The following is a 24,998-nucleotide window of genomic DNA, read 5'->3' as shown; positions in this document are numbered from 1 at the left end:
ATAATCCTTAGGAAAATGGCAAGAGGAGGTCAATGATCTTAATTGCAATAAAAGGCGCAACAATGCCACCCAAGCCATAAAGCAATATATTGCGTTTGAGCAGTTGATCCGCTGTCAAAGGGCGGAATTTTACCCCTTGTAGAGCTAGTGGAATTAAAGCAGGAATAATCAGTGCGTTGTAGATCAATGCTGACACGATCGCTGATTGTGCGCTTTTGAGTCCCATAATATTCAATGCTCCAATCCCCGCCGAAGCAAACAGTGTAGGGATAATTGCAAAATACTTGGCGATATCATTCGCGATCGAGAACGTCGTCAATGCACCTCTAGTCATGAGAAGCTGCTTTCCGATCGTGACCAAATCGATCAACTTGGTCGGATCAGAATCCAAATCCACCATATTTGCCGCTTCTTTTGCTGCTTGAGTTCCAGAGTTCATTGCTAAACCGACATTCGCCTGTGCTAGAGCCGGAGCATCATTTGTGCCGTCTCCTGTCATTGCAACGAGCTTTCCCTGCGATTGTTCTTCGCGAATTACATGGATTTTGTCTTCGGGCGTTGCTTCTGCAATAAAATCATCGACTCCTGCTTCTTGAGCAATCACTGAAGCCGTAATCCGATTATCTCCAGTCAGCATAATTGTTTTCACACCCATGCGGCGCAACTGATCAAACCGCTCTCGAAGTCCTGGTTTGACAATATCCTTGAGATAAATCACGCCATAGATTTCATCATCTTGGCAAACCCCGAGCGGCGTTCCGCCTAACCGTGAAACTCTTTCATAGGCTTGCTCTAGTTCCGAAGAAATCTGACCACCCCTAGAACGTACAAAGCCCCGAATCGCTTCAATCGCTCCTTTTCGGGCTTCTCGCCCATTCGGAAGGTTGGTGCCACTCATACGAGTTCGAGCCGAAAACTCTACCCCGCTCGCATTGTCCAAATCGAAGTCTAGTCTTGCTCGATTTTGTTCTGCTAATTGCACAATCGATCGACCTTCTGGCGTTTGATCAAACACGCTTGCAGCAAGAGCGACTTGAGCCATTTCCTCGATCGAATGACCATGAATTGGAATAAGCTGTGCTGCAAGGCGATTTCCTAAAGTGATTGTTCCAGTTTTATCTAGCACCAATGTATTGATATCACCGCAAGCTTCAACGGCTCGTCCTGAAGTTGCAATGACATTAAATTGAGCGACTCGATCCATTCCCGCAATCCCGATCGCACTTAACAATCCCCCAATCGTGGTTGGAATCAAAGCAACTAACAATGAGATCAAAATTGCGACACTCGTACCTGCTCGTAACTGATTTGCAGCAGTCACATCTTCAATGCCTCTTGCAACGGAGTGAACTAGAGGGGAGAGCGTCGAAACCACAATCAGAAAGACTAACGTCAGAACAGCGAGGAGAACAGTGAGTGCAATTTCATTCGGAGTCTTCGATCGCTCTGCACCTTCAACCAGCGAGATCATACGATCGATAAATCCCTGCCCTGGATCAGAAGTAATTCTCACTACTAACTCATCCGAAAGTAGCCTTGTCCCCCCTGTTACTGAGCTTGAAATATCTGTTCCAGGTTGTTTCAAAACGGGAGCAGATTCGCCTGTAATCGCTGATTCATCAACTGATCCGAGTCCTTGAATCACTTCGCCATCTGCCGGAATCAGATCGCCTGCAACGACTCGAACTTCATCGCCTTTGCGTAAGCTTGTCGAACTCACTTCTTGCACTGTGCCGTTGATGATTTTTTTCGCGATCGTATCTGACCGCGTTGCTCTCAATGCATCTGCTTGAGCTTTCCCCCGTCCTTCTGCGATCGCTTCCGCAAAGTTAGCAAAGAGCACAGTAAAAAGCAGAATCACTGTGATCATGCCATTCAGCAATCGCTGTTGAGTCAGATCAGCTTGAATCGTTCCAAATAGATTCGGATCAAGAGTCACCAGTAAAGTCACGATCGTTCCGACCCAAACGATAAACATCACCGGATTTCGCACCGCAACACGAGGATCGAGCTTCACAAATGCGCCTCGAATCGCTTGCTGATACATCCTTTTGCGAGCAGTATTTCTCTTCATGACTCACCCTCTTCCAATTTGGAACGCTTCGGCAACACATCCTAATTCCAGGCTAGAGAAGAATGCCAACGCATTGAGACTTAAAATAACACTCCTGTAAGCAAGTCTGTATCGAGGCTTCGAGGCGCATTTGTGGCGTGTAGCGCTCGGCTGTTGAGCGAATGCGATAAAATCAGCAATCGTAGATGCAGCGCGTCAATGCAAGTTATTTTTACCGCTTCTCCTGAGTTTGCTCAAACTGCACTGGCTGAGCTTCAGAGAATCGATCGTCAATCCAAATTTCTCCACTGGCTCGATCAAGGCATCGGATTGATCGAACTAAATGAAGTAACTTTCTCTGCACTCGCTTCCCAAATCACAGCAACTAAAGCTGCATTCATTCGGCATCTCTGCCCAGTGATGGAGGTATTGCCCGTCGAAAGGTTGCAAAGCGCGATCGCATCTCAAATCCCCTTGTTCGATCGCACTCAATCCATATCTGTGCAGATTCGCTCAAATACTAAAGCGATTAATCGTACTGAGCTAAGACACCTTTTAGTTGACGATTTAGTAGCAGCAGGCTTAACCGTAGCTGTTAAAGATCCAGTGCAAATTATTTCGATTTTCTGCGATTCTTCAAAGTCTTATCTCGGGTTCTCCAATGCCACTGGAAATCTGAGTAATTGGGCAGGTGGAATGCATCGGTTTGCTCATGAAGATGACCAAATTTCTAGAGCAGAATTTAAGTTACTAGAAGCGATCGCAGTATTCAATCTCACGCTCCCAACTCAGGGACTCGCGCTGGATCTAGGTGCAAGCCCTGGCGGGTGGACAAGGATTCTAAGAAAGCTCGGTTTATCCGTTGTTGCCGTTGATCCGGGAAATCTCGCTGACTCGCTGCAATCTGATCCGAAAGTTTCGCACTATCGCCAACTGGTGCAGCAGTATGTCCCAACCTGTCGCGATCGCTTTGATCTGATCGTGAATGATATGCGAATGGATGCAGTGGATTCTGCAAAAAATATGATTGCTGCGAGTCCAGTCCTCAAAGCTGGAGGACTCGCAGTGATGACGCTTAAACTCCCGAGTAAAGGTGTAAAGGGAGTGATTAATCAAGCGATCGCGATTCTGGAAAACCAGTACGAGATCATTGGGATTAGAAATCTGTTTCACAATCGTCAAGAAGTTACGGTCGTGATGCAGTCTTTGGCAAAGTGAGAATAAAAGCAGTTTGACCCATCTGACTTGCGTCCAGTTTGAGATCACCCTGATGTGCTCGCACAATCTCGCGCGCCAAACTCAAGCCCAATCCAATCCCTTCGACTTTGCGAGTTCGAGCCGGATCACCCCGATGAAACCGATCAAAAATACGATCGCGATCCTGTACTGGAATCCCTTTAGAAGCATTCGCGATCGTCACTTGAATGGCAGTCTGACTTTGCCCGGCTCGAATCCGAATCCACCCCTTTTCAAGGTTGTACTTAATCGCATTACTTAAGAGATTCTGCAACACTTGTTTGAGCAAATCACGATCGCCTTGAACACTTAACCCCGGAGCAATATCAGACTGCACAGTCAAATGTGGTGCTAATAGCTCAATGTCTTCTAGCATTTCAAACAACAGTTCGGACAAATTCACTTTCACGCGATACAAGCTCATCTGCCCCGCATCAGCTAGGGAAAGTAAAAGTAACTTTCGCATGATGCTACTGAGTCGGCGTACCTCATCTAGTAAGCTACTTAATCGCTGCTGTACTTCTGAGCCAGGTTCTACTTGCTGAAGCGATCGCTCTAATTCACCTTGTAAAATTGTCAACGGAGTTTTGAGTTCATGAGCGGCATCTGCACTAAATCGAGAGGCTTGCAGAAAGCTCCGCTCCAACCGTTCTAGCATTTGGTTAAAGACTTGAATCAGTTGCACAAATTCAACATCAGTTGTGCCGATGGGAATGCGTTGATCGAGTCCAGTTACAGTGACTTTCCTTAGTGATGTAGAAAACTTTTTGCTGTCTCACGATGAGAACGTGGTGACTTTGGAGAATAGAATCCTTTGATTTAAACGATCGCGCTTACTTTGAGAAGCACATGCCGTCGGTGGACTCCGACGTGGCAGAGGCTGAAATCGGGGCAAGGGTTGACCCAAATGACGAAGTTGTTTGAGATAGCGCAAACCAAGTTGCAGAAAACTCAAGCCTCGCTCTGGATGGGAATCGAGCCGTTTGCGTTGACCGCAACGCACGAGCAAAAAGCCTAAAACCAAAGCAATCAGCGTTGCCATATCGAGCAGCATGAACAGACGGGTAAGCCCTGTGGCATCGCGTAAATGAGAGCCAATGATGTCAAAGGCAGCAGATTTGTAGTCTTTAATGTGCGGTTCAATTCCGCCAAAGCGATGACCATAGCGCTCAAACGTCTGTAATGAAGGGGGTTGGCTACTGAGGACAGCCCAAGGCTCTTGTCCCCCTGGCAGTGTAGCAGTGGCGAGATGGCAGGGGATGTCTTCGAGAATTGTCACGTTCGGGAACAAGTAAGCCTGCTCGACTGGAGACAGCAATTGAGCAACAGACTGCGATACACCGGGAGCGAGGGTAATCGTGAGATTGCTTTTAGCCCGAATCAACCAGTCCCATGCGTGTCGATTGCACCACCGCATCAGTTCGCCATGCTCAAAGCCACGGTCTGCCAGCAGCGTCACCCGACAATCAGAGGGCAACAGGCTGAAAACTTGCTCTAAGACAGGAAGATAAGCTTCAAAAGCAACTGTTGCACTGCCATGTTCCAAAACCATCTGAGCTAAGGTGAACGAGCGTCCACCCCAAACAAAGCAGACCCCAATCCAACAGAACTGATCCCACAACACACTGGTATCGAGCGTCAGCAGCAAGTCTGTCCCGGCAAAGGCACAGAGCAATTGCTGCAATAATGGAACATAGAAGGTTTCAGCATTGACCTGCGGATTGGTCAGTAAGTAATTCAAGCGAGCATGGTGACTGCGGGCGGTACAACCGCGATGGCTCAAATAGGGCAACCAATGATTCAAGCAGGCGCTCTCGGATTGTAGAATTGCAGCAACCGCTTCGGATACGCCCTCTAAGTGCCGTTGGTCACGCGGTTGAATCCATTGACGGAATTGGTCGATTAGTTCACGATACAGATGGGGCAGTTGCATGAGATTGTTTTTGTGTAGGAACTTAAGCCTCTCACAATTTGCCCCGCCCAAGCCATTCTTGTCTCACATGAGACTCTCGATAAATCAGACGTTTCAGGACTTTTCTACATCACTAAGGTGACTTTCTGAATCACGCCCGTTAATTGTCGAACGGGACGAAGCGCCCGACCTGCGACAATCCACGCACCCCCTGCGACGAGAAGTAACATGCCTGGAATTGAGATCAGAAAGATATTGCGAATCCCGTCCATTTCTTGATCGATCGCGTGTAAGTTGATCGCGATCGCGACTTGAGTCTCTGGAAAGTTAAGCGCTCCGATTCGCCAAGTTCCTGTTGGCGTTTGTCCAGTCACAAGCTGCGGGCGAGGTGGAATCGGTCGAATAGGTGGGAGTTCTCGTCGAGGAGGCGCAGGTGGAGCAAGCTGAAGATTCCGCCGCAAGAGTTGGTCTAATGTCTGATCGGACAATGCGGCGCTTTGATAGCGTGGGTTTCCTTCTGAATCGAGCACTAACAGTCCTATTTTTGGATCATCCTCGAAGAAACGTTGTTCACGATCGCGCGGGCGACCAGCTCGCATCAGTTGATTGAGCAGATCTGCATCTAATCGATTTACTTTCGCGCTGTAAATCTGTATCCAAGAGATTGCCCCAAATCCAAGCAGTGCGATGCCTGCAAGGGTCGCCGAGAGTAATGCAATCCGCAGCCGAAAAGAACGAATTTTCATCATTCAGGCTTGCGAAATCGATAGCCCACACCGCGAATGCTCTCAATCCAAACGGCTTGATCCAGCGGTTCTATCTTTCTGCGAATTCTTTGAATGCAGACATCAACCACATTTGTATTCGGATTAAAATCGTATCCCCAAACATGCTCTAAGATTTGAGTCCGAGTAAACACTTGTCCGGGAGAACGCATAAGATATTCCAGTAAATTAAACTCTCGGCTCGTTAGCTCGATCACCTGTTGATGACACGTGACTTCGCGCGTGATGCGATCGAGCTTTAAGGTTCCGACGGATAGTAAGTTCTGCCGTTCTCCAACGCTCCGCCTGACCACAGCATGAATTCGTGCCCCTAATTCTTCGACAAAAAAGGGCTTAGCGATGTAATCATCGGCTCCAAGGTTCAATCCTTGTAAGCGATCGTCGAGTTCATTTCGCGCAGTGAGTAAAATCACGGGCACATTTCGCCCTGCACTTCGCAACTGTTTTAGAATCGCTAATCCATCTTTTCCTGGAACCATGATGTCCAGCACAATCACATCATAATCATTGTGAAGTGCCTGCATATAGCCATCATCGCCGTTGTCGAAATAGTCCACTACAAACCCTTGTTCTTTCAGACCAGCCCGAACAAAGTCAGCAATCTTGATTTCGTCTTCGACAAATAGAACGTTCACGGCTATGTTATGTGACTCGAATCTTTTTATTCTAGGCTCAATTTCTCCAAGCAAAAATGACAAAACTGTAATTTAGAAAACGGGTGGTTTGTCATTTTACCGAGCTGAATTAGAACAGTAACCGTTTAGAGGTAGCGCGATGAGTCTTCGTAAAATTTTAGCAACAACGGCAATTTCTGTTCTTGCTGGCACAGTAGGGGTAGGTGTGATGAGTTCTCTAGCAACAGCTCATCCAGTCCGCCAGATTGCTCAAGCTTCCCAATCTCCCAATGATCAGCAATCTCCCAATGGTCAGCAAGAAAGACAGCGCCGTCCCCGAATTGATTTCGCTGCTGCTGCTGCGAAATTGAATGTCACTGAACAGCAACTCAAAGATGCACTCGGTGTGTCTGCCAATCCGCCTGCTCAAGGACAACGCCCGCCGCGTCCTAACTTCGCTGCTGCTGCTACAAAATTGAATGTAAGTGAGCAACAACTCAAAGACGCACTCGGTGTACCTGCTAATCCACCCAGTCAAAGACAACGCCCGCCGCGTCCTGACTTCGCTGCCGCTGCTGCGAAATTGAATGTGAGCGAGCAACAACTCAAAGACGCGCTTGGTGTTCCACCCCATCGCCAACACGATCGCTCTAACCAAAATCAATAATTGATGGTGTAGCAGGATCTCTCATTGAGATCCTGCTGAACATTGTTTTCTATCTACCGCTCAGATTCTACCCATGCAAAGGTTTCTCAAAGCTCAATTCAGTCGTCGGACTGCCTTGATTGTTCTACGATCGACTGCTACTGCGCTTTTAGTGGGCTGTCTTCCCAGGCGAATGAGTTCTGCACAATCTTCGCCTCCGGCTTGTACGGTTCGACCGCAACAAACAGAAGGCCCCTATTTTGTCGATGAAAAGCTAAATCGCTCTGATATTCGCTCCGACTCGAAAAGTAGCGCAGTCAAAGCAGGGGTTCCCCTGCAACTAAAGCTCAATATTGTTCAGGTCAGCGATCGCAGTTGTACACCCATTTCAAACGCGATCGTTGATGTTTGGCACTGTGATGCAGAAGGCATTTACTCTGATGTTCGCGATCGCCGTTCTGATACAACGGGTCAGAATTTTCTCCGGGGTTATCAAACCACTGATGCGGCTGGAAATGTTGAATTTCTAACAATCTATCCAGGCTGGTATCAAGGTCGAACTGTGCATATTCATTTCAAAGTTCGTACTCCAACGGGGGCAGAATTTACGTCCCAACTGTATTTTGACGATGCGCTCACGGATCAAGTTCATGCAGGGCTTCCCTATGCCAGCAGAGGACAGAGATCGATCAAGAACGCCGAAGACGGGATCTTTCAAGAGGGTGGGAATCCGCTCCTGCTGTCTCCGACTAAAAACACTCAAGGCTATGCTGCAACCTTTGAGATTGGACTACAAACTGCGTAAAGCGCGACATTAGTATGGCTTGAGGACTTCCCAATCAATCGTTTATTCCGAGAATGTCGCTCGACTTAAATCCTGGACTGAGGTATATGCATTCAAAATGAGAAAGGCTTTAATTATCGCTGCCGATGCGGCTTTGGGATCGGCTCTAACAAACTGGCTCGCTTTAGATGAATTTGAGACGATAGTGGCTTGGGATAGTTTTATTGGCTTGAGACTTGCCCAGGATCACCAACCCGATCTGATTCTTTGTGATGTGAGTATGCCAGAACTCGATGGCTTTGGCATTTTGGATGAATTGCAGATCAATCCAGCAGAAAAGAAACCTTGGATTGTGCTGATTGGGCAATCTGATGATGCTTCACGGGCGTTTGCTGCCGGGGCAAATGGTTTTCTGTTCAAATCGATGGCATTGAGCAATGTGTTGCGATCGATGCAGTCATACACTTGCAAAATCCAGCAAGATTCTGAGCCAAAATAACGAAACCTCCCTTGTTGACGGAACAGGGGAGGCTGTCAAATAGATATTCAATTGCCGCGGAGAATATCGATTTTGAAAAAAATTCTAAGCTTGACGTGAGTAGTACTCAACGACCAGCAGTTCGTTGATCTGAAGTGCGACCCACTCCCGATCGATGACACCATTCACCTTACCCGTCATCTTGTTCTTATCGAATTCTAAGTGACTCGGTAAGTTTGACAATCCTGGATATTGCAGGTTTGCTTCGACTAATTTGCGAGAGCGATCGCGATCACGAACTGCAACTACATCACCCGGACGACAGTTGTAGCTTGCGATATCTACAACTTTTCCATTCACAGTGACGTGACCATGATTGACCAACTGACGTGCGCCGGGAATTGTCGGAGCCATGCCCAGACGGAAGACGGTATTATCCAACCGCATTTCCAACAATTGCAGCAGCACTTGTCCGGTTGAACCTGCTGCACGACGCGCTTTACGCACATAGCGAAGAAGCTGCTTTTCGCTCACACCATAGTTAAAGCGGAGCTTTTGCTTCTCTTCCAAACGCACTGCATATTCAGAGCGCTTTTTACGGGCTTGCCCATGTTGTCCAGGCGGATAAGCCCGACGAGCAGATTTACGGGTTAGTCCAGGCAGTTCTGTTCCCAGACGACGAACAATTCTAAGGCGTGGACCTCGATATCGCGACATTGAAAGTTCCTCGTTTGACTCGAAGATTTAAACAACTTTTCTAGTATAGGTTGCCTCACGGCGTTTTAGATCGAATTTGTGTGACTAAATGCACAATTTCCGGCAAGATTAATTTTTCCATCGCCAGCTTGACGGCATTTGAAGATCCAGGCAGTGAAAAAATCAATTTGTTCGCAGATACGCCTGCGATCGCTCTCGATGCCATCGCTCTTGAGCCAATCTCTGCATAGCTCAGTGCCCGAAAAATTTCCCCAAATCCGGGCAGTGTCTTTTCTAATAATTGCTCGATCGCATCGCACGTCGTATCTCTCGGTGCGATCCCAGTTCCTCCGTTGAGAATGACGGCATCGAGTTCGGGTAAATTCGCAAGTTGATGACGGATCACATCCGGCTCATCCGGCACGATCGCATAATGCGCGATCATATGTCCTGCATGGGTTAAAAGCTGTTGAATCAGTTGACCACTGCGATCGGTTTCAGCAGTTCGAGTGTCGCTGACCGTGATGACAGCACATGAGACTGCGATCCCGCCAGAGTCAGGATGAGGCTGATGAGACATGAAGTAAAAAAGCTAAGTTCAATCTGCCGTTAGGTTTCGACTTCGCTCAACTCCCGATCTTCGGGGGCTGAGCGTTAAACGGAGCCGAACCGTATTGGATGAGCATTTTGCCGATCGACTTATGATTTGGTGAATCCTAAATCATTTGATTCAGCGTAGCGATCCATAAACCGCATGAAGCGATCCCATGCTTCTACCGATTTCATCACATACAGCGCTTCTAAGGCAGCAGGCTGACCATTAATAAATTTTGCTTTCACTTCACGAGTGACCAGTTCGCCTTCCTCATCAATCATGTACATGCCCGTGATGCTATCTGTATTCTCAGCCTCAAGCGCTTTCGGTTTTTCAAAGATAAAGGTTGCAGTCCCGTTTGACCCGTCTTTCGATCGAGTTAAGCGAACATCGGGAATCACTTCTTCTGCAATGCCTTTTGCAAATTGAATTTCTGCCATGATTTTTTCGTGCGATTTACTTCTAGATAGATTTTCTCTATTCTCCCATCTTTGCGGAACGTTACAAAATCTCTCATTTTACCGATTGACTCGCAACCAAATTTCTAAAGTCACGAGTAACCACAGTTTCAATCCGTAGCGATGCCAGACTTGTCCGCGATAGTCGAGCCAATCTTTAACGATCGCTTGATTGATATACGGTGCAATTTCAGCCTTGCGGTCTAACAATAATGCTCTGGCTCGTCGTCGCCAAATGTTGCGAAACCATTGCTGCATCGACATGATCATGCCGCTTTTCGGACGATTCACAATCACATCGGGAAGCAAATCTGCCACTGCTGCTTTCAATACAGCTTTTTCTTCTGCTCCTGCCAGTTTGTACTGGGGCGGAATCTGTAAGCTCAGTTCCACCATGCGCGGATCAAACAACGGCGATCGACCTGTGATTCCCGCTGCTGCGGTTAACGCATTAACTTTGGTCAAAATGTAGTCCGCACCTTTGAACTTGAGATTGAGTAACATCAATCGATTTAGATAAGCTACAGGTGCATTCAGATCAGCTTCAAACACCGAAGGAGCCTGTGAGATCGCGGCATAAACCTCCGGCTTCAACAAGGTCGGCAAGTCTGAAAAACATTTTTGAAACGAAGTCAGATAAGCCTCAACATCACGTTTACTCCCACCAGAGCCATAAAGCTGATTTAACAACATTGGCTTATTCTTCGGACCCGCGAAACAGGGATCGCCGCCTTCTCCATTCAGCACGACATTCACCGATTCTTTCGCCGCGCGCGCCAGTACCAAATTCGGAACCGTCAGCCCTTCCCCAATCGGATCATCCAAACTTGCTAACGTTTCCGGTAACATCTGCCAAATCATCTCTGGCGAAATCTCTAAAATATGATGCTGAGTGTGACAATGTTTGGCGACGAGATTGGCAAACTCTAACTCACTGGGATACGGTGCGCCAAAGTGAATCGAGTACGTATGCACCGCTCGATCGTGTAATTTTGCAGCAAGTGCCGTCACACAGCTTGAATCAATCCCACCCGAAAGAAATGCCCCAACTGGCTCTCCCGACGGCAACATTTCCTCAATTAAGCCTTCGAGCAGCGATCGTACTTTTTGCCCATGCCATTCGAGCGATGCATCTGGGTTGTGAATTTGCTCTTGCGGCGACCAATAAATTGTTTCTTCCTGAAAATTCCGATACGTTCCGGGTCGTACCTCGCGCACCTGCTGCCACAAGGTCTGAGATCCAGGCACAAAGGCACAAGAAAGATAATCTCGCAGTGCGACTAAATCCAACTCACGCGAATGATAAGCATTCAGCGATCGCAATCTCGGCGAAATCCAGCGAGTTTCACCAGTTCGCGTGTAGTAAAGCGTCTTCTGACCCACACGATCGCGAATCATCCAAATTTGTTGAAGTTGGCGATCCCAGACGACAAAGGTTTTATCAAGCCGATCGAGCGATTCAAATCCTGTCCATTCGCAATCTTCACCGATCACGACATAGCTTTCACCAACCGAAAAAGGTGCATCGACGATCGCAATTCCCGCTTCTTTCCAAGTAGCTTGAACCGACTCAACGTTCCCAACTGCGATCGTCCACGACATAAGCGATTCACCTGAAAAAATATCCCCTCTTCATCATGAAGAGGGGATATCTGAAGATTAAATCACAGTTATTCACGTTTCGAGGCTGTGATACCTCTCGGATACTCTCGACCGTTCTCGATCGCACAGCGTTAGTCTTTCTTATTCTTCTTCTTAGAACGACGGCGCTGCATTAGAGCGGCAAACCCAACGGCTGCACCTGAACCCATGATGGTCAACGGTTCGGGAATCGGCTCACCGCCGCCACCGCCACCGCCGCCACCGCCGCCACCGACAGCACCACCGCCGCCGCTGTCGCCGCTATCCCCACTCAAACCGACCGCTAAGCCCGCGATCGCACCTGCGCCTAACAAGGCTGGCAACAAGAACGAACCGCCCGACGCAGTAGGCACAGCGGCAACAGGCAACTGACCCACAGGTGTGCCACCCGGACCGACTGGAGAAACCACTGGTGGAGGCTCACCTCCCCCAACCGGACAAGCTGTATCCCGCATCCGCACAATGAAATCGTCATAATCTCGATCCTGTGCATCCCGGTTGCGAACAATCCTAGAGCCAGTATCATCCCAGCCCAACGTCATGCCGCCTGATTCACACAGAGAATTGATGTTCCCCGTAAATTTTACGTGCTGTTCAGAATTGGGGTTCAAGCTATCCGTGGAATACAAAAGCCCAGTCGGTCGCCCGTTATATGAAGACTCTAGATAAAACACGTAATCATTATTCGGCTGAAACGTGTATTGCTTGCTCGGTTCAGGAACCGCATTCCCAGGAGTGCCTGGAAAATCTAACTCACTTCCCGCGTCATCAATTTTGGTCGATGGGCGGAAAATTGTGTCTGGACTATCAGCAGGCTTTGTTTCGACCAAGAGAGGAGTTTTTTCCTTCGTGGTTAGGTTGATGACACCAAAGGTAGATTGGTAAGCACCATGCGACTCAACAAATTCTGATTGCAAGGTTGTGTTTTTGTTCGCCCGAATGCCTTCGTTCCCGATCGACATATCAGCAGCGCGTGCAGGCAGCACTAAACTACTCGTCAACCAACCGAGCGAAAGACCAAATGCGATCGAGGAAATCCGGCGATGCGGACGATTCGATTTCAGGTTCTCCTCTGGAGAACAGCAGGATGAAGGCTGTCTCCTCACACACTTGCTTGAGGTGGAAATATCTTCTGGCACCATCTAAAGCTGAACTCTACGAAAGGACTGAATAAACTAACCTCTGGCGCACCCATTTTATTACACTCAAGCAATTTATTACACTCAAGCAATAAAACAACCGATCTCAAAGCGATTCAGACAGAATCTCCCTAGCTTGGTTGGTGAGAGCGCAATTATTATGTTCCGCTAAGCATAAAAATCTTTGAGCAGAATCCACATCAATCCTACGGGAGATCAGATCTGATTTAAGGATTATGCCGCTGGAACTATCCAAGTCAATTCTGAGTAGTTAATAAGAACCATGTGCCAAAACTAAGCAGAACCCAAGCTTTCTGAAACCATTTCGCCAGCTGAAATTGAACATTTCACCCTGGATCTCAATGAATTACCCTGCACTGCTTAAAGTTGAGATTGGCATACTGTCAATAGTTTAGGGAGATCCGAATGCGATCGCATCTGTCAATCGATAGGCATTGATAGATTTTTGTTGAATCGGAATCTAGTTGTGCGGGTGATAATTTGAAGAGATTACGTTTGAGGAGACGAAATTAAAATTATGGATAAAATTCAAGCGCAATTTGCGAAGCTGTGGAAGTTGCTGACTGCACCTGAAACATTTGATACCTACAAGTCAGCAGTGGTCATGACTTGGATCATCATCAAAGAAACGGCATTGCTGGTTTGGCTAGTGCTTTGCCTCGTATTAGTATTTGCGGACTGGTTCTGGAAAATTTCTGTGGGAGCCGGACGAAGTACACGCGCCTGGTTTAATGGGCTAGAAGGTTCGAGCGAACAGATTGCCTCTGAGACGGGAAGAGCACTCCTGAACGCAGGCAAGTCAAGTTTAGATTACACGCTCAATCAGGCAAGAGCACAGTTAGGATTTGAGATTCCGGCTCCTGCACCCGCAAAGGTTGAGCCTGTCAAAGCTGAACCTGTCAAAGCTGAACCTGTCAAAGCTGAACCTGTAGTAGCGGCTCCCAATCCAGTCGTGACTAAGGCGGAAGCGATCGCAGACGAGTAGAGGGATAGGGAGAGATAGGGAGATAGAGAGATTATTCCTGTCTCTCCCATCTAATGTCACGACGAAGTGTAACGATTTGTCAAGCAAAATGAGAACTTCCTCTTTCGCATCGTCCCCGAAAGTCGGTACACTACAAAGTGAATTCTGAGATACCGCAATATAAACATGAGCGTAGTTAGCCAAGTTATCCTACAAGCCGACGACGAGCTTCGTTATCCAACGAGCGGCGAATTGAGTGGCATAAGAGAATTTTTTCAAACCGGAGAGCAACGGACTCGAATCGCCGCGACTCTGTCTGAAAGTGAGAAAAAGATTGTTGAGCAAGCGAGCAAATTGTTGTGGCAGAAGCGTCCTGATTTCATTGCCCCGGGCGGCAACGCTTATGGCAATCGGGAGCGGGCGCTATGTTTACGCGATTATGGCTGGTATTTGCGATTGGTAACGTATGGGGTACTGGCCGGCAGTACTGACCCGATCGAGAAGATTGGGGTGATCGGGGCGCGGGAAATGTATAACGCGCTCGGTGTTCCGGTTCCTGGAATGGCGGAAGCAATCCGCTGTTTGAAGGAAGCTTCTCTTGGTTTGTTAAACAATGAGGATGCAGCAGCAGCAGCTCCTTATTTCGACTACATCGTTCAAGCAATGTCATAGAGACACTGGAAGTTTTTGAGTTCCCCGCTGTTTGCGGAGATGCGGTAGAGTTTGCGGCATTTCTGAAAACAGCGGGGAATTTGTTTTTAAATTATTCCGAAATTTTACGGAACCCATTGGGAGAAAGATTTATGAATACAGCAGAAGTGTTGCAGTTTTGGTTTGGAGAAACGCTCGAGCGGCGGGAGGCTTGGTTTAAGAAAGATCCTGCCTTTGATGCAGAGATTCGCTCCCGGTTTCTCTCACAGTATGAACAAGCGGCTTTAGGCGAATTGGAGGATTGGATGAATGCGGCTGAAAGCAGTTTAGCGTTAGTGATTGTGCTGGATCAGTTTCCGAGAAATATGTTCCGAGGAACGCCGCGATCGTTTGCCACCGATGCAAAAGCGTTACAAGTGGCTCAATGTGCGATCGCTCAGGGGTTTGATCAGCACCTCCCACCGATGCAGCGCTTCTTTTTCTACCTGCCGCTAGAACACAGTGAAAATCTGGATGACCAAAATGAATCGGTGCGCTTATATGAGCCTTTCAGGGATATTCCTGAATTAGCAGATACGTACGACTATGCCATCCGGCATCGCGATGTGATTGCACGATTTGGACGGTTTCCCCACCGCAATCTAATCCTCAATCGACCTTCGACCCCCGAAGAACTTGAGTTCCTGAAACAGCCTGGATCGTCCTTTTAAGACCTTTTCGAGTAGAGAATCTGTATGAATATTGCTGCTGAAACGATCCCAACTCTTGAGCAAATTAATCAAACTAAATCTGCGATCGACGCGCATATTGCGAGCCTGAATCAGCACCCTGATCGGCGAGAAGGGGCAATGCCGTACTATTTGTTTCATGAACCTGGAAGACCGATTCGCGGCACAGTCATGATATTCCACGGATTCAGCGCAAGACCCCATCAGATGTGGCGTTTAGCAGATTATCTCTTTCAGAATGGCTTTAATGTATATCAGCCTTCGATCGCAGGACATGCCTTGATGTATCCCGATCGCAACTGGGCGCAAGTCGATCTCAAACCTGAATATGCAGAGCCGCTCAAAGACAAAGTTCAGAAAGATCCGGTACTGCAAACTTTTCTCCAAAATTTTGCGCATAATCCAACGGCAACCCGTCCAGGGTTTATGCAGCAAATGGGATTGATCGCCCGCTTATTGCTGATCGAACCGCAGTTGTTAGATATTGTGAAATCCTTGGAATCGAATAATGATCCTGATTTCGATCGCTATTTCACGTCTTCGCATTTGCGCTATCTGACTGAAGCTCAGGCGAGATTCGCAGAATTAGATGCGATGCCGGGAGCCATTTTCACAGTAGGTTTATCCGTTGGAGGCGCGGTAGCTCTGGGCTTGGCAGCATCGCGACCTGAGCGGGTGCGTGGAGTGGTCGCGTATGCACCGTTGCTGAAGATTTATGGAGAACAGCGGCGGCGATATGTGAATTTAGCAGGTCCTTTGGATATTAGTGAGTTGGGCTGGGATGAGAAGTTGCGGTTTCCAGTCGGCTGTTTGACCGCTGCCGATCGCTTTGGCTCTCAAGTCGTGATGAGTGATGAATCTGTGCGATCGCTGTCGAATATTCCGACGTTTTTAGTCCTGACTGAGAATGAAGATGCAGCGGATATTGAGACGAGCCAGGATTTTTATCAGCGGATTGGAGGAGAGGGAGAAGGGCATCGGTTCTTCTTATATCCGAGTGAGGATTTAGTGCCACATCCGATGGTTGATCCAACTGAGGTCAGCCAGAACATGAGTAATCGATTTTGGCAAAGTTTGTATCAGGAGACGTTCCGATTTTTGACGACTGGGCGGGCGAATATGACGAATCTGGGTCGGATTGAGCAAGATCCAGGTTTACCGATCGTGCCTGGAGTGTAGCAATTCTGCGGGAATTCTTCCAGGATTGACGTTTTCTCTGACTCAAAGATTTCTAACGGATAGGTGTCCACATTCGATCGAGTGAGTATCATGAATTACTTTCTCGTATTCCTGGAATTGTCTGTTTCGTGTTTGTTTCAGACCCAATAGCATTTATCACAAAGCTCTGACGTTATGGTTCAAGTAAACTCCCCTGTTCTTTATGTCAATCCTGCAAGCGGCAATGATAGCGCTGCTGGAACTCAAGCCGCTCCCCTCAAAACAATCGCCCGCGCGCTCCAACAAGCAAAATCTGGGACAACAATCCAACTTGTTCCCGGAACTTATAATGCCGCTAGCGGCGAGGTGTTTCCGCTGTTCGTTCCCGCAGGGGTGACGGTTGTCGGTAATGAATCGACAAAAGGCAAAGACATTCTCGTACAAGGCGGTGGAACTTACCTGAGTCCAACTTGGGCAGGGCAAAATGTGACTTTCCGACTCGATACCAATGCTCAGCTTCGAGGCGTGACCGTGACCAACCCGAACACTCGTGGTAGTGGAGTTTGGTCAGAATCGACTGCGCCGACGATCGCAAATTGTACGTTTACTTTATGTAAGCGAGAAGGCGTTTTTGCGACCGGAACTGCAAACCCGGTCGTATCAGATTGCGTTTTTCTGCAAAACGATGCCAACGGAATTGCAATTTCTAGAAATGCAAAAGGTGAATTGCGCCGTAACGTCTGTCAAAACACAGGCTACGGGATTGCGGTTGGCGACAATGGCGCACCCTTGATTATTGAGAATCGATTGTTTGAAAACCGCTCTGGAATTGTTGTGAGTAATTCAGCACGTCCAGTTTTGCGCGGCAATACGATCGAGCGAAATACCGATTCTGGACTGACGATCGTAGGCAGCGGTTCGCCTAATTTAGGCAGCAGTCAAGACCCAGGCGGAAACATTATTCGCGACAATACAGACATTGATGTCGAAAACGGAACGAACGTGTCGATCGCTTCTGTTGGCAACCAAATCAATCCCTCTAGAGTCCGAGGCGTAATTGATTTCATTGTGAGTCAAGTTCCGACTCCCACACCAACCCCGACTCCAACGCCCACACCAACCCCGACTCCAACCCCGACTCCCACACCAACCCCGACTCCAACACCCACACCGATACCAACTCCAACGCCAACGCCAATTCCGACTCCCACACCAACCCCGACACCAACGCCAACGCCAACGCCAACGCCAACGCCCACACCAACGCCAACGGCTGGAGTTACGGATATCCGGGGGCATTGGGCTGAGGCATTTATCCAGTCATTGGTAGCTCGCAATCTGATCACGGGCTTTCCAGACAATACGTTTAAACCAGAAAGTCCGCTAACTCGTGCTCAATTTGCAGCGATCGTGGCGAAAGCATTCAATCTGCCTCTCAAGCAACCTGCCACGAATTTCTCAGATGTGCCCTCGAATTTCTGGGCGGCTGAAGCGATCGCCAAAGCAAATCGCATGGGCTTTATTACTGGCTTTCCGGATGGAACCTTCCGTCCTGGCTTGAATTTAACCCGTACTCAAGCGCTCGTTGCATTAGTCAGCGGGCTAGGCTTCCCAGGTGGGACTCCAAATACTCTGACATTGTATAGCGATCGTGCTCAGATTCCAAGTTTTGCGAGCGAGCGAATTGCGGCTGCAACTCAGCGGCGATTAGTCGTGAACTATCCGAATGTTTCACAATTGCGTCCATTGCAGGAGATTACACGGGCTGAGGTCACGACTTTTATCTATCAAGCTTTAGTCGCGACAAATCAGGCACAAGCGATCGCGTCTGCTTACATCGTCAATCCTGATACTGCGACGACTGCCTTTGTTGATGTCACGAACCACTGGGCAAAGGATTTCATTTTGGGCTTATCTGGTCAGAATTTTATCCAAGGATTTGCCGATGGCACATTCAAACCCGATGCCCCAATGACTCGCGCTCAGTATGCAACTGTCATTGCGAGAACCTTTAACCCGGCTCCGCGCCGCGATTTAGCCACTTTCCCAGATGTGCCTGGGGATTTCTGGGCAAAAAGCGCGATCGAGCAAGCGTATCGAGCAGGTTTTATTTCCGGGTTCCCAGATGGCACATTTAAGCCGAATCAGAACATTACACGGCTTCAGTTGGTGCTATCTCTGGTCAGCGGATTTAACCTCTCTCCTGCAAATCCGAATGTGCTAGCAGTCTTAGACGATCGCAATGCAATTCCGCAATCGTTCCAAGATCGAGTAGCAGCAGCGGCTCAAGCAGATATGATTGTGAACTATCCGAATCAAAAGCAGTTCAATCCAAATCGTGAAGCAACACGGGCGGATGTCTCAGCCATGGTTTATCAAACCTTACTTCGAGACGGGCGAGTAGCAGCAGTAGATTCGGGGTATATCTTGACAGCCTAGAACCGCAGAGCCGGGAGATAGGGAGTAATCCAGGTCTGGGTTCTCCCTATCTCCCACTCTCCACAGTCAACGCGCTTAATTACTAGATCGACTTAGAAAAAGTTTGAGCTTTCCGATCGCCCAAATAGGTATCAAACACCGCTGCAATATTCCGAATCAGTAACCGTCCAACTGGCGTAATTTCAATGCCATCACTCCACCGCTTGAGCAGTCCATCTGCTTCGAGCGCATCTAGACGTGAGAGTTCATCCGCGAAGTAATCATTGAAATCTTGATCGAATCCCAAATGATATTTTGCTTCTAAGTCTGCTGCTGAAAGTTGGAACTGACACATCAGTTCCATAATCACAGTGCGTCGGATCAAGTCATCTTGGCTTAAGAGCACTCCTTTCTCAATCGGAAGCTCAGAGGCATCGATCGCAGTGTAGAAGTCTCTTAACCGCTTGTGGTTCTGGATATAAACATCTTGCAACATACTGATAGAAGTAATGCCAAAGCCGAGTAAATCTGACTCAGGCTTTGTGGTGTAGCCTTGGAAATTCCGATGCAGTTGTCCGGCTTGTTGGGCGATCGCTAATTCATCATTGGGCTTCGCAAAGTGATCCATGCCAATAAACACATAGTTACTTTGTGTAAGTTGAGCGATCGTGTTTTGCAGAATCTTGAATTTTTCAACAGTACTAGGCAGCGCCGATTCTGGCATCCGTTTCTGAACGGGTTTGAGCCAGGGAATGTAGGCAAAATTGAACACCGCAATGCGATCGGGATTGAGCGCTAGTGTTTTCTCAACCGTTTGCTGAAACGTGGATGAAGTTTGGAACGGTAAACCATAGATCAAATCGACATTCACACTTTCAAATCCAGCTTCCCGAATCCAATCCATCACATCAAAGAGCATTGCTTCAGGCTGTACCCGATTGATTGCGACTTGCACTTCAGGATTGAAATCTTGAATTCCAAAACTAATTCGGTTAAAGCCGAGTTGCCTTAGAGAATGAATGTAATGACGATCGACGTATCGCGGATTGATCTCGATCGACAGTTCGGCGGTGGCATCGAATCGAAAATAGCGATGGAAGCGATTCCAAAGAAATTCAACCTGTTGTAAGTCAAGGTAGTTTGGTGTGCCGCCACCCCAATGCAATTGATGAACTTGACGGTCAGAACTGACCGATTGAGCGACTTGGCGGATTTGACGGGCAAGATAACCTAAGTAGGGTTCTGCGACTTCTCTACGTTGAGTGATGATCGTATTGCAGCCACAGAAATAACAGGGTGTTTCACAGAAAGGGATGTGACAGTATAGGGATAAGGGCGTTTTTTTGTGATTGCCGAGGTCGATCGCTCGGTTGAAGAAATGAGGCTCGAAGTCGGAACTAAGTTCTGTAGCAGGCGGATAGCTGGTATAGCGGGGAAGGGGCAGGTTGTACTGGTTCAGAAGCGCCGCGTCAAACTCGACCGTTTGGGATAGTTGTTTCATTGGAAAGGATTTAATGGGTTTGGATGGGCGAGCCGTTTTGCAGCAGCAGGGTTGAGGGACGAAATTGCCTCTGTTAGCGTGAGGTTCCGACTTTGCACAACAATCGTTGCGGGTTGTGCAAGTTGAGCATTTGCTTAGAGGATGCTTTAAAAGTAATCGTTGAGACGCATTCACCCGCCCCGGAATGGAATTCTAGGGCTAACGGTGCGAAGTCCTTAAAAGGACTGCATCGCTCAAATCTCTGTGTAGTCCAGTTTAGTGGACTTCGTTTTACTAGCCCTGGAATTCCATTCCGGGGCAGGAGGACAACGTGAGCGAAGAGGCTTTTTGTACTTTTAAAGCGTCCTCTTAAGCAATCGAAACTCCACGCATCAAACAATTCTTCAAGTTAAGGAGCTAGGACAGGTTCACGATCGCTACCATGAGATCGTCGTTCTGTACTTCCAGGACGATCCTGCCGAGTGAGTAAATCAAAGGTATGTTCTCCGATTGCTGCTTTGACATCGGGTTCGAGTTCATGCATCACATCTTGATTGAGCACAAAGGCAAGGTTTGCTTCGGCAACAATCCGTTCGATTGTGTTCTCGTCTACAGGCAGGCTATCTAGCATCTGACGGTAACGCTCTTTGAATTCTCGTCTGGCTTCAGGAGTCGAGATCTGCTCAAACTCATAAAAATTCGTTCCCTGATTCGGAGGCAAAGACAATGCAGATCGAATCACATTTTTCAAACTCTGTCCTCCTGATAAATCGCCCATATAGCGGGTGTAAGCATGGGCAACCAGCAAGATTGGATCAGTAGCAGCGAGCGTTTTAATTCGAGCGCAGTATGCAATTCCCGCAGATGATGCAACGATCTGATTTTGCCAGTCTTCACCGTAGTAGAATGCGAGATCGCGCGCCAGATTCGCAGCTCGATTCAACCCTGGGAAGTAGAATGCACCAAACACTGGATCTTGAGCGTGCTGCTGTAATGCTGCTTCTAAAGTGCTGTAAACAAAGTACAAATTTGCAAACAGTTTCCGTAGAGGTTCGCGTTCTACAATACCTTTCACAAAGCATTTCATAAATGCAGTGTTTTCTGCTGTGGTGTGAGAGCGTTGGGTTCCTTCTCGTAAGCGGACAGATAAAGTACTCATGAAATTGTTTCCTAATGAATGACAGGACGAGAGGCTTCTGCATCAATTGCAGGTAAGAAATAGAGGCGGAGAAGTTGCCAAATGATCACAGCAATCCAAGGCAATTTTTGGAGCGTTTGAATGAATTTCGGGCGCGACTGACTCGAAATCTCTGCTAGTTTCTGATTCGCGATCGCGCATTTTTCGAGCCGAGGGAAGAACTCTGGATGATCCGTATCCAGCACACTCGGAAAAGCTCGCTTCGAGGTTTCGTTCGTGTTTTGAATTACAGCCTTGTTGTACTCTTGCGGATCAATACCAATCGAGTCGTAAAACGTCGATCGTTCTAAAACAGTCAAGGTGTGAGTTGCAAAGACAGTCAGCAGAAAGAATCTTGCCCACAGTCTTGCTTTCCAGCAATTCCAGAGTTTGGGCTGCGATCGCAAGAGTGCCTTAAAGAAATCTCCGTGTCGATTCTCATCCTGGCACCAACTCTCAAAGTACCGAAACAGAGGATAAAACCGATGTTCTGGATGCTGTTCTAAATGGCGGTAGACCAAAATATAACGCCAGTACCCAATTTTTTCCGAGAGGTAAACGGTGTAGATCACCCATTCTGGCGGAAAGAAAGTATAGGTTCGATTTTTCGTCAGATAGCCCAGATCAAGAGTCAAGCCAAAGTCTGCCATTGCTTTATTCAAGAACCCGGCATGACGAGCTTCATCGCGCGCAAGTAAATGAAACGCTTCTGATAGTAAAGGTTGCCGATTTTTAAGCTTGCGAGAGAGTTCTTTAAAGAGCAAAAAGCCCGAAAATTCTGAAGTACAAGAGCGCTCTAGAAAATCAATAAACGCGTGCCGGGTTTCACCATCAATCTTTTCCCAATCTTGCTGAAACTCTTCATTGCGAACAAAATGGTGACGATTATAGTCTGCTCGCAATTCTGCGACGACCGCTTCTAGTTCTGCTTCATGCCTGGATAAATCCATTTGGGCAACCGCATCAAAATCAGTGATGTAAAACCGAGGAGTTAAGAGCGTTTCTTGAACAGGTTTTTTAATGCCAGGCGATTGTTCTGGCAGGTCGGATCTCGAAACTGTGCTGACCATAGAGCGAATGATAACGACTGAAATTACTTTCCCCGAATCTGCGATCGCGGCACAAGTGAGTTACCTGCTCTGCTCTATAGTTACCACAAGTAAAACATTGAGATGAGCACAAGGTTAGAGGGCTTTCTAACAAATTGTTAAAACATCCGCTGAGATTGAAGCAAGGCATCACTCCTAGAAGCCTTCCACCTTTCATCACTTAAATTTGCAAAAGATTTTGCTTTCTCTCATTCTGCTTGTCTACTCTTGCAGCAATCATTACTAGCTCAAATGAAAAGCTCGATCGTAAGTGCTGGTTGCTTTACTAGGATGTCTACTTCGAGGTTAGAGCCAGTAGTTACTGCTCAAGTTAGTTTAGGATCTGAATCGGTTCTGTCTCGCTCCTAAACTGCAAGCTAGAACAAGACAGAACACGGATTTTTTTGCGCTCACCCTATCAAGAAGAACGAGTTCAGACGCTCAGCGAGAATTCTGGACGGTTAGCGAACCGCATTCTACTTATACCTTCGTATGCGTCACTTCTACTACGGTATGCACATTTCCTCGGGGCGTGTAGTCCGCCTTAATCGAGATTTCTAACGGATCACACGCTGCCACAATGTCATCTAGAATTTGATTCGCCGCTTCTTCGTGAGAAATATAGCGATCGCGATAACTATTGATATACAGCTTAATTGCTTTCAGTTCGACGACGCGCTGATCCGGAACATAGCTCACATAGATCGTCGCAAAATCGGGATAGCCAGAAAACGGACACTTACAGGTAAACTCTGGCAGCGTAATATTGATCGTATAACGCCGTCCGGGTCTAGGATTCGGGAAAGTAATTAGACTTCCCTCTTCGATCAGGCGTTCGCCATACTTTACTTCGGGATGGTCTTGCGCTTGCGTCATAGCCTATGAAATTGAATGAACTGACTGATCTTAGCAATCGAATTTGCACGGAGGCACGATCGCGTCTCAAGATTTTTGAGTACTTGATCTCCGCAATCCCCGAAATTCGTTCACAAAATCGTTTCTTTTTGAAAAAATCTTGACTAAAAATGCGTTGCTTGATTCAATTGCAGCTATTCTGAGGGCATCACAATTTCTCGCTGTTTTGTCAGATTACTCTCGCTGTTATGAACCCCATGATGCAGAAAACACCTAATCGATCGATCAATTTGCCGCCTCAAGCTCCTGCAACCGGATATGCCCCTTCTGTACCGATTTCAGTCTACCGCGAGGTGATTGCTGAGCTTCAAGCTACAAAGAACTCGGTGGAAGCCATGAAGATTCAAAACCAGCAATTGGCAAAACAGAATCAGCAATTGCGGCAAGAAATTGAACGCACGGTACAAGCAGCACTCCAACTCCGCCAAGTCTCCAATGCAATGCCGGGAATTAATCCTGCTGCACCACCCGCACCTCGTCTCGACTTGATGCCCGAAGTCGAAGCTGCATCCTTCCAAATCCCGGTCATGCCACCCCGCATCCCCGTTGCTCCCAAACCAGAACCCGTTCCATCGAGTCTCGAATTTCCTGAAGAGAAGCTGGTAATCGAAGAAGACAGCAAGCCCCGGCGCAAAATTAAGCCAGAACAAGACACTCATTTTGAACTCAGCGGTTGGATGTTGGGCTTAGTCATCGCTTTGATCGTCGTGACTGCTTTCGGCGCTGGCTTCTTGCTGGTGCGTCCTTTGCTGAGTCCTTCATCAAAATAAATTCTCGAATGTAACCAATAGCAACCCGAAATTACGAATTACAACTGATGAATTCCGATTTTGAGTGGCTCATGCGACACTCAAAAATACTATTACAATCGGCGAGGCGGTTAATGATCGGTAGCGATCGTTACAAAATTCTCTTCACCAGAAATGATAGATAGTCTCATGCCCGAATTATAGAGATCACGATTAAGGAGTGTAAGCGCTTGAAAAAGGTTGAAGCGATTGTTCGCCCATTTAAACTCGACGAAGTCAAAATTGCATTAGTCAATGCTGGAATCGTGGGAATGACGGTTTCTGAAGTCCGAGGCTTTGGACGGCAGAAAGGTCAGACCGAACGGTATCGCGGTTCTGAATATACGGTTGAGTTTTTACAGAAGCTCAAAATTGAAATTGTGGTGGAAGATGATCAAGTAGACATGGTGGTTGACAAAATCATTGTGGCGGCTCGAACCGGAGAAATCGGGGACGGGAAGATCTTTATCACACCTGTTGAACAAGTAGTTCGGATTCGTACCGGCGAAAAGAACTTTGAAGCGGTTTAAAAACACGAACCTTCCGAGTTTTTGAAACACTCAGAAGGCTTGC

The 24,998-nt window shown here is 47.6% G+C and carries 25 protein-coding genes and 1 pseudogene; 11 read left to right on the top strand and 15 right to left on the bottom strand.

Features of this window, described 5'->3' with window-relative positions:
* Window positions 1-7: 7 nt before the first annotated feature.
* On the bottom strand, window positions 8-2,074 hold the full coding sequence (gene kdpB / locus ACMUEV_RS16910; RefSeq protein WP_190648199.1) for a potassium-transporting ATPase subunit KdpB: 2,067 nt from the start codon (window positions 2,072-2,074) through the stop codon (window positions 8-10).
* A 198-nt stretch (window positions 2,075-2,272) separates the two neighbouring features.
* Between kdpB and ACMUEV_RS16905 the strand changes: the two genes are divergently transcribed.
* Entirely contained in the window at window positions 2,273-3,271 is a 999-nt protein-coding gene (locus tag ACMUEV_RS16905; protein WP_190648198.1) for an SAM-dependent methyltransferase, read from the top strand.
* Here the strand turns inward: ACMUEV_RS16905 and ACMUEV_RS16900 are convergent.
* The 5 genes and pseudogenes from ACMUEV_RS16900 to ACMUEV_RS16880 all read right to left on the bottom strand — a co-directional run bounded on the left by ACMUEV_RS16900 (window position 3,240) and on the right by ACMUEV_RS16880 (window position 6,621).
* Complete coding sequence (locus ACMUEV_RS16900; RefSeq protein ID WP_415354790.1) at window positions 3,240-3,947, bottom strand: sensor histidine kinase; 708 nt, start codon at window positions 3,945-3,947, stop codon at window positions 3,240-3,242. The two genes, ACMUEV_RS16905 and ACMUEV_RS16900, sit on opposite strands and share 32 nt — an antisense overlap.
* A pseudogene (locus ACMUEV_RS16895) lies at window positions 3,942-4,037 on the bottom strand (hypothetical protein); the annotation flags it as partial. The gene ACMUEV_RS16900 and the pseudogene ACMUEV_RS16895, both read right to left, overlap by 6 nt.
* Window positions 4,038-4,064: 27 nt before the next feature.
* Window positions 4,065-5,222, bottom strand: coding sequence for a transposase (locus ACMUEV_RS16890; RefSeq protein ID WP_415354608.1), 1,158 nt, complete (start codon window positions 5,220-5,222; stop codon window positions 4,065-4,067).
* A gap of 104 nt (window positions 5,223-5,326) precedes the next feature.
* On the bottom strand, window positions 5,327-5,950 hold the full coding sequence (locus ACMUEV_RS16885; protein WP_348251564.1) for a hypothetical protein: 624 nt from the start codon (window positions 5,948-5,950) through the stop codon (window positions 5,327-5,329).
* A complete protein-coding gene (locus ACMUEV_RS16880; RefSeq protein ID WP_017287917.1) occupies window positions 5,947-6,621 on the bottom strand; it encodes a response regulator transcription factor in 675 nt (224 codons plus the stop codon). The genes ACMUEV_RS16885 and ACMUEV_RS16880 overlap by 4 nt, the downstream gene beginning before the upstream one ends.
* A 139-nt stretch (window positions 6,622-6,760) precedes the next feature.
* Here ACMUEV_RS16880 and ACMUEV_RS16875 point away from each other — a divergent pair, with 139 nt between their 5' ends.
* The 3 genes from ACMUEV_RS16875 (at window position 6,761) to ACMUEV_RS16865 (ending at window position 8,529) form a co-directional block, all read left to right on the top strand.
* On the top strand, window positions 6,761-7,267 hold the full coding sequence (locus ACMUEV_RS16875) for a hypothetical protein (RefSeq protein WP_190653667.1): 507 nt from the start codon (window positions 6,761-6,763) through the stop codon (window positions 7,265-7,267).
* 73 nt (window positions 7,268-7,340) lie between these two features.
* Window positions 7,341-8,051 carry an intradiol ring-cleavage dioxygenase gene (locus ACMUEV_RS16870; protein ID WP_190653668.1) on the top strand — a complete coding sequence of 237 codons (711 nt, stop codon included), beginning with the start codon at window positions 7,341-7,343 and terminating at the stop codon, window positions 8,049-8,051.
* A gap of 97 nt (window positions 8,052-8,148) precedes the next feature.
* Window positions 8,149-8,529, top strand: coding sequence for a response regulator (locus ACMUEV_RS16865; protein ID WP_190653669.1), 381 nt, complete (start codon window positions 8,149-8,151; stop codon window positions 8,527-8,529).
* An 84-nt stretch (window positions 8,530-8,613) separates the two neighbouring features.
* On the opposite strand, the gene rpsD is transcribed toward ACMUEV_RS16865, so the two are convergent.
* The 5 genes from rpsD to ACMUEV_RS16840 form a co-directional block, all read right to left on the bottom strand.
* Complete coding sequence (rpsD, locus tag ACMUEV_RS16860; protein WP_017287921.1) at window positions 8,614-9,225, bottom strand: 30S ribosomal protein S4; 612 nt, start codon at window positions 9,223-9,225, stop codon at window positions 8,614-8,616.
* 55 nt (window positions 9,226-9,280) lie between these two features.
* Window positions 9,281-9,784, bottom strand: coding sequence for a molybdenum cofactor biosynthesis protein B (locus ACMUEV_RS16855; protein WP_190653670.1), 504 nt, complete (start codon window positions 9,782-9,784; stop codon window positions 9,281-9,283).
* 119 nt (window positions 9,785-9,903) lie between these two features.
* A complete protein-coding gene (gene psb28, locus ACMUEV_RS16850) occupies window positions 9,904-10,239 on the bottom strand; it encodes a photosystem II reaction center protein Psb28 (RefSeq protein ID WP_017287923.1) in 336 nt (111 codons plus the stop codon).
* A 78-nt stretch (window positions 10,240-10,317) separates the two neighbouring features.
* On the bottom strand, window positions 10,318-11,859 hold the full coding sequence (locus ACMUEV_RS16845) for an asparagine synthetase B family protein (protein WP_190653671.1): 1,542 nt from the start codon (window positions 11,857-11,859) through the stop codon (window positions 10,318-10,320).
* Between the two features lie 131 nt (window positions 11,860-11,990).
* Entirely contained in the window at window positions 11,991-13,004 is a 1,014-nt protein-coding gene (locus ACMUEV_RS16840) for a PEP-CTERM sorting domain-containing protein (RefSeq protein ID WP_190653672.1), read from the bottom strand.
* 571 nt (window positions 13,005-13,575) lie between these two features.
* Here ACMUEV_RS16840 and ACMUEV_RS16835 point away from each other — a divergent pair.
* The 5 genes from ACMUEV_RS16835 (at window position 13,576) to ACMUEV_RS16815 (ending at window position 18,998) form a co-directional block, all read left to right on the top strand.
* Window positions 13,576-14,043: a hypothetical protein gene (locus ACMUEV_RS16835; RefSeq protein ID WP_190653673.1), complete on the top strand. Its 468-nt coding sequence runs from the start codon at window positions 13,576-13,578 to the stop codon at window positions 14,041-14,043.
* Between the two features lie 165 nt (window positions 14,044-14,208).
* Window positions 14,209-14,694, top strand: coding sequence for an allophycocyanin subunit alpha-B (locus ACMUEV_RS16830; RefSeq protein WP_017287927.1), 486 nt, complete (start codon window positions 14,209-14,211; stop codon window positions 14,692-14,694).
* A 131-nt stretch (window positions 14,695-14,825) separates the two neighbouring features.
* On the top strand, window positions 14,826-15,383 hold the full coding sequence (locus tag ACMUEV_RS16825; RefSeq protein WP_017287928.1) for a DUF924 family protein: 558 nt from the start codon (window positions 14,826-14,828) through the stop codon (window positions 15,381-15,383).
* 24 nt (window positions 15,384-15,407) lie between these two features.
* Complete coding sequence (locus tag ACMUEV_RS16820; RefSeq protein ID WP_017287929.1) at window positions 15,408-16,580, top strand: alpha/beta hydrolase; 1,173 nt, start codon at window positions 15,408-15,410, stop codon at window positions 16,578-16,580.
* 174 nt (window positions 16,581-16,754) lie between these two features.
* Window positions 16,755-18,998 (top strand): S-layer homology domain-containing protein, encoded by a 2,244-nt coding sequence (locus tag ACMUEV_RS16815; protein ID WP_190653674.1) that lies wholly within the window; start codon window positions 16,755-16,757, stop codon window positions 18,996-18,998.
* Window positions 18,999-19,080: 82 nt separating this feature from the next.
* Here ACMUEV_RS16815 and hemN read toward each other — a convergent pair whose 3' ends face one another.
* The 4 genes from hemN to queF form a co-directional block, all read right to left on the bottom strand.
* Window positions 19,081-20,478, bottom strand: a complete 1,398-nt coding sequence (hemN, locus tag ACMUEV_RS16810; RefSeq protein WP_190653675.1) for an oxygen-independent coproporphyrinogen III oxidase — start codon at window positions 20,476-20,478, stop codon at window positions 19,081-19,083.
* 388 nt (window positions 20,479-20,866) lie between these two features.
* A complete protein-coding gene (locus ACMUEV_RS16805) occupies window positions 20,867-21,616 on the bottom strand; it encodes a heme oxygenase (biliverdin-producing) (protein ID WP_190653676.1) in 750 nt (249 codons plus the stop codon).
* Window positions 21,617-21,627: 11 nt separating this feature from the next.
* A complete protein-coding gene (acsF, locus tag ACMUEV_RS16800; RefSeq protein WP_190653677.1) occupies window positions 21,628-22,704 on the bottom strand; it encodes a magnesium-protoporphyrin IX monomethyl ester (oxidative) cyclase in 1,077 nt (358 codons plus the stop codon).
* A 498-nt stretch (window positions 22,705-23,202) separates the two neighbouring features.
* Entirely contained in the window at window positions 23,203-23,598 is a 396-nt protein-coding gene (gene queF / locus ACMUEV_RS16795; RefSeq protein ID WP_017287934.1) for a preQ(1) synthase, read from the bottom strand.
* A 236-nt stretch (window positions 23,599-23,834) separates the two neighbouring features.
* Here queF and ACMUEV_RS16790 point away from each other — a divergent pair, with 236 nt between their 5' ends.
* Together ACMUEV_RS16790 and ACMUEV_RS16785 are read left to right on the top strand one after the other, a co-directional pair.
* Window positions 23,835-24,407 (top strand): hypothetical protein, encoded by a 573-nt coding sequence (locus tag ACMUEV_RS16790; RefSeq protein ID WP_197693271.1) that lies wholly within the window; start codon window positions 23,835-23,837, stop codon window positions 24,405-24,407.
* 209 nt (window positions 24,408-24,616) lie between these two features.
* The gene (locus ACMUEV_RS16785) at window positions 24,617-24,955 is read left to right on the top strand and encodes a P-II family nitrogen regulator (protein ID WP_017287937.1); all 339 of its coding nucleotides are present in this window, start codon (window positions 24,617-24,619) and stop codon (window positions 24,953-24,955) included.
* The last annotated feature ends 43 nt before the right edge of the window (window positions 24,956-24,998 follow it).

This window comes from Leptolyngbya sp. FACHB-1624 (assembly GCF_047649235.1).
In the GTDB taxonomy this organism is placed as follows: Bacteria; Cyanobacteriota; Cyanobacteriia; order Leptolyngbyales; family Leptolyngbyaceae; genus Leptolyngbya; species Leptolyngbya boryana.
This window is presented reverse-complemented; position numbering and strand designations above follow the sequence as displayed.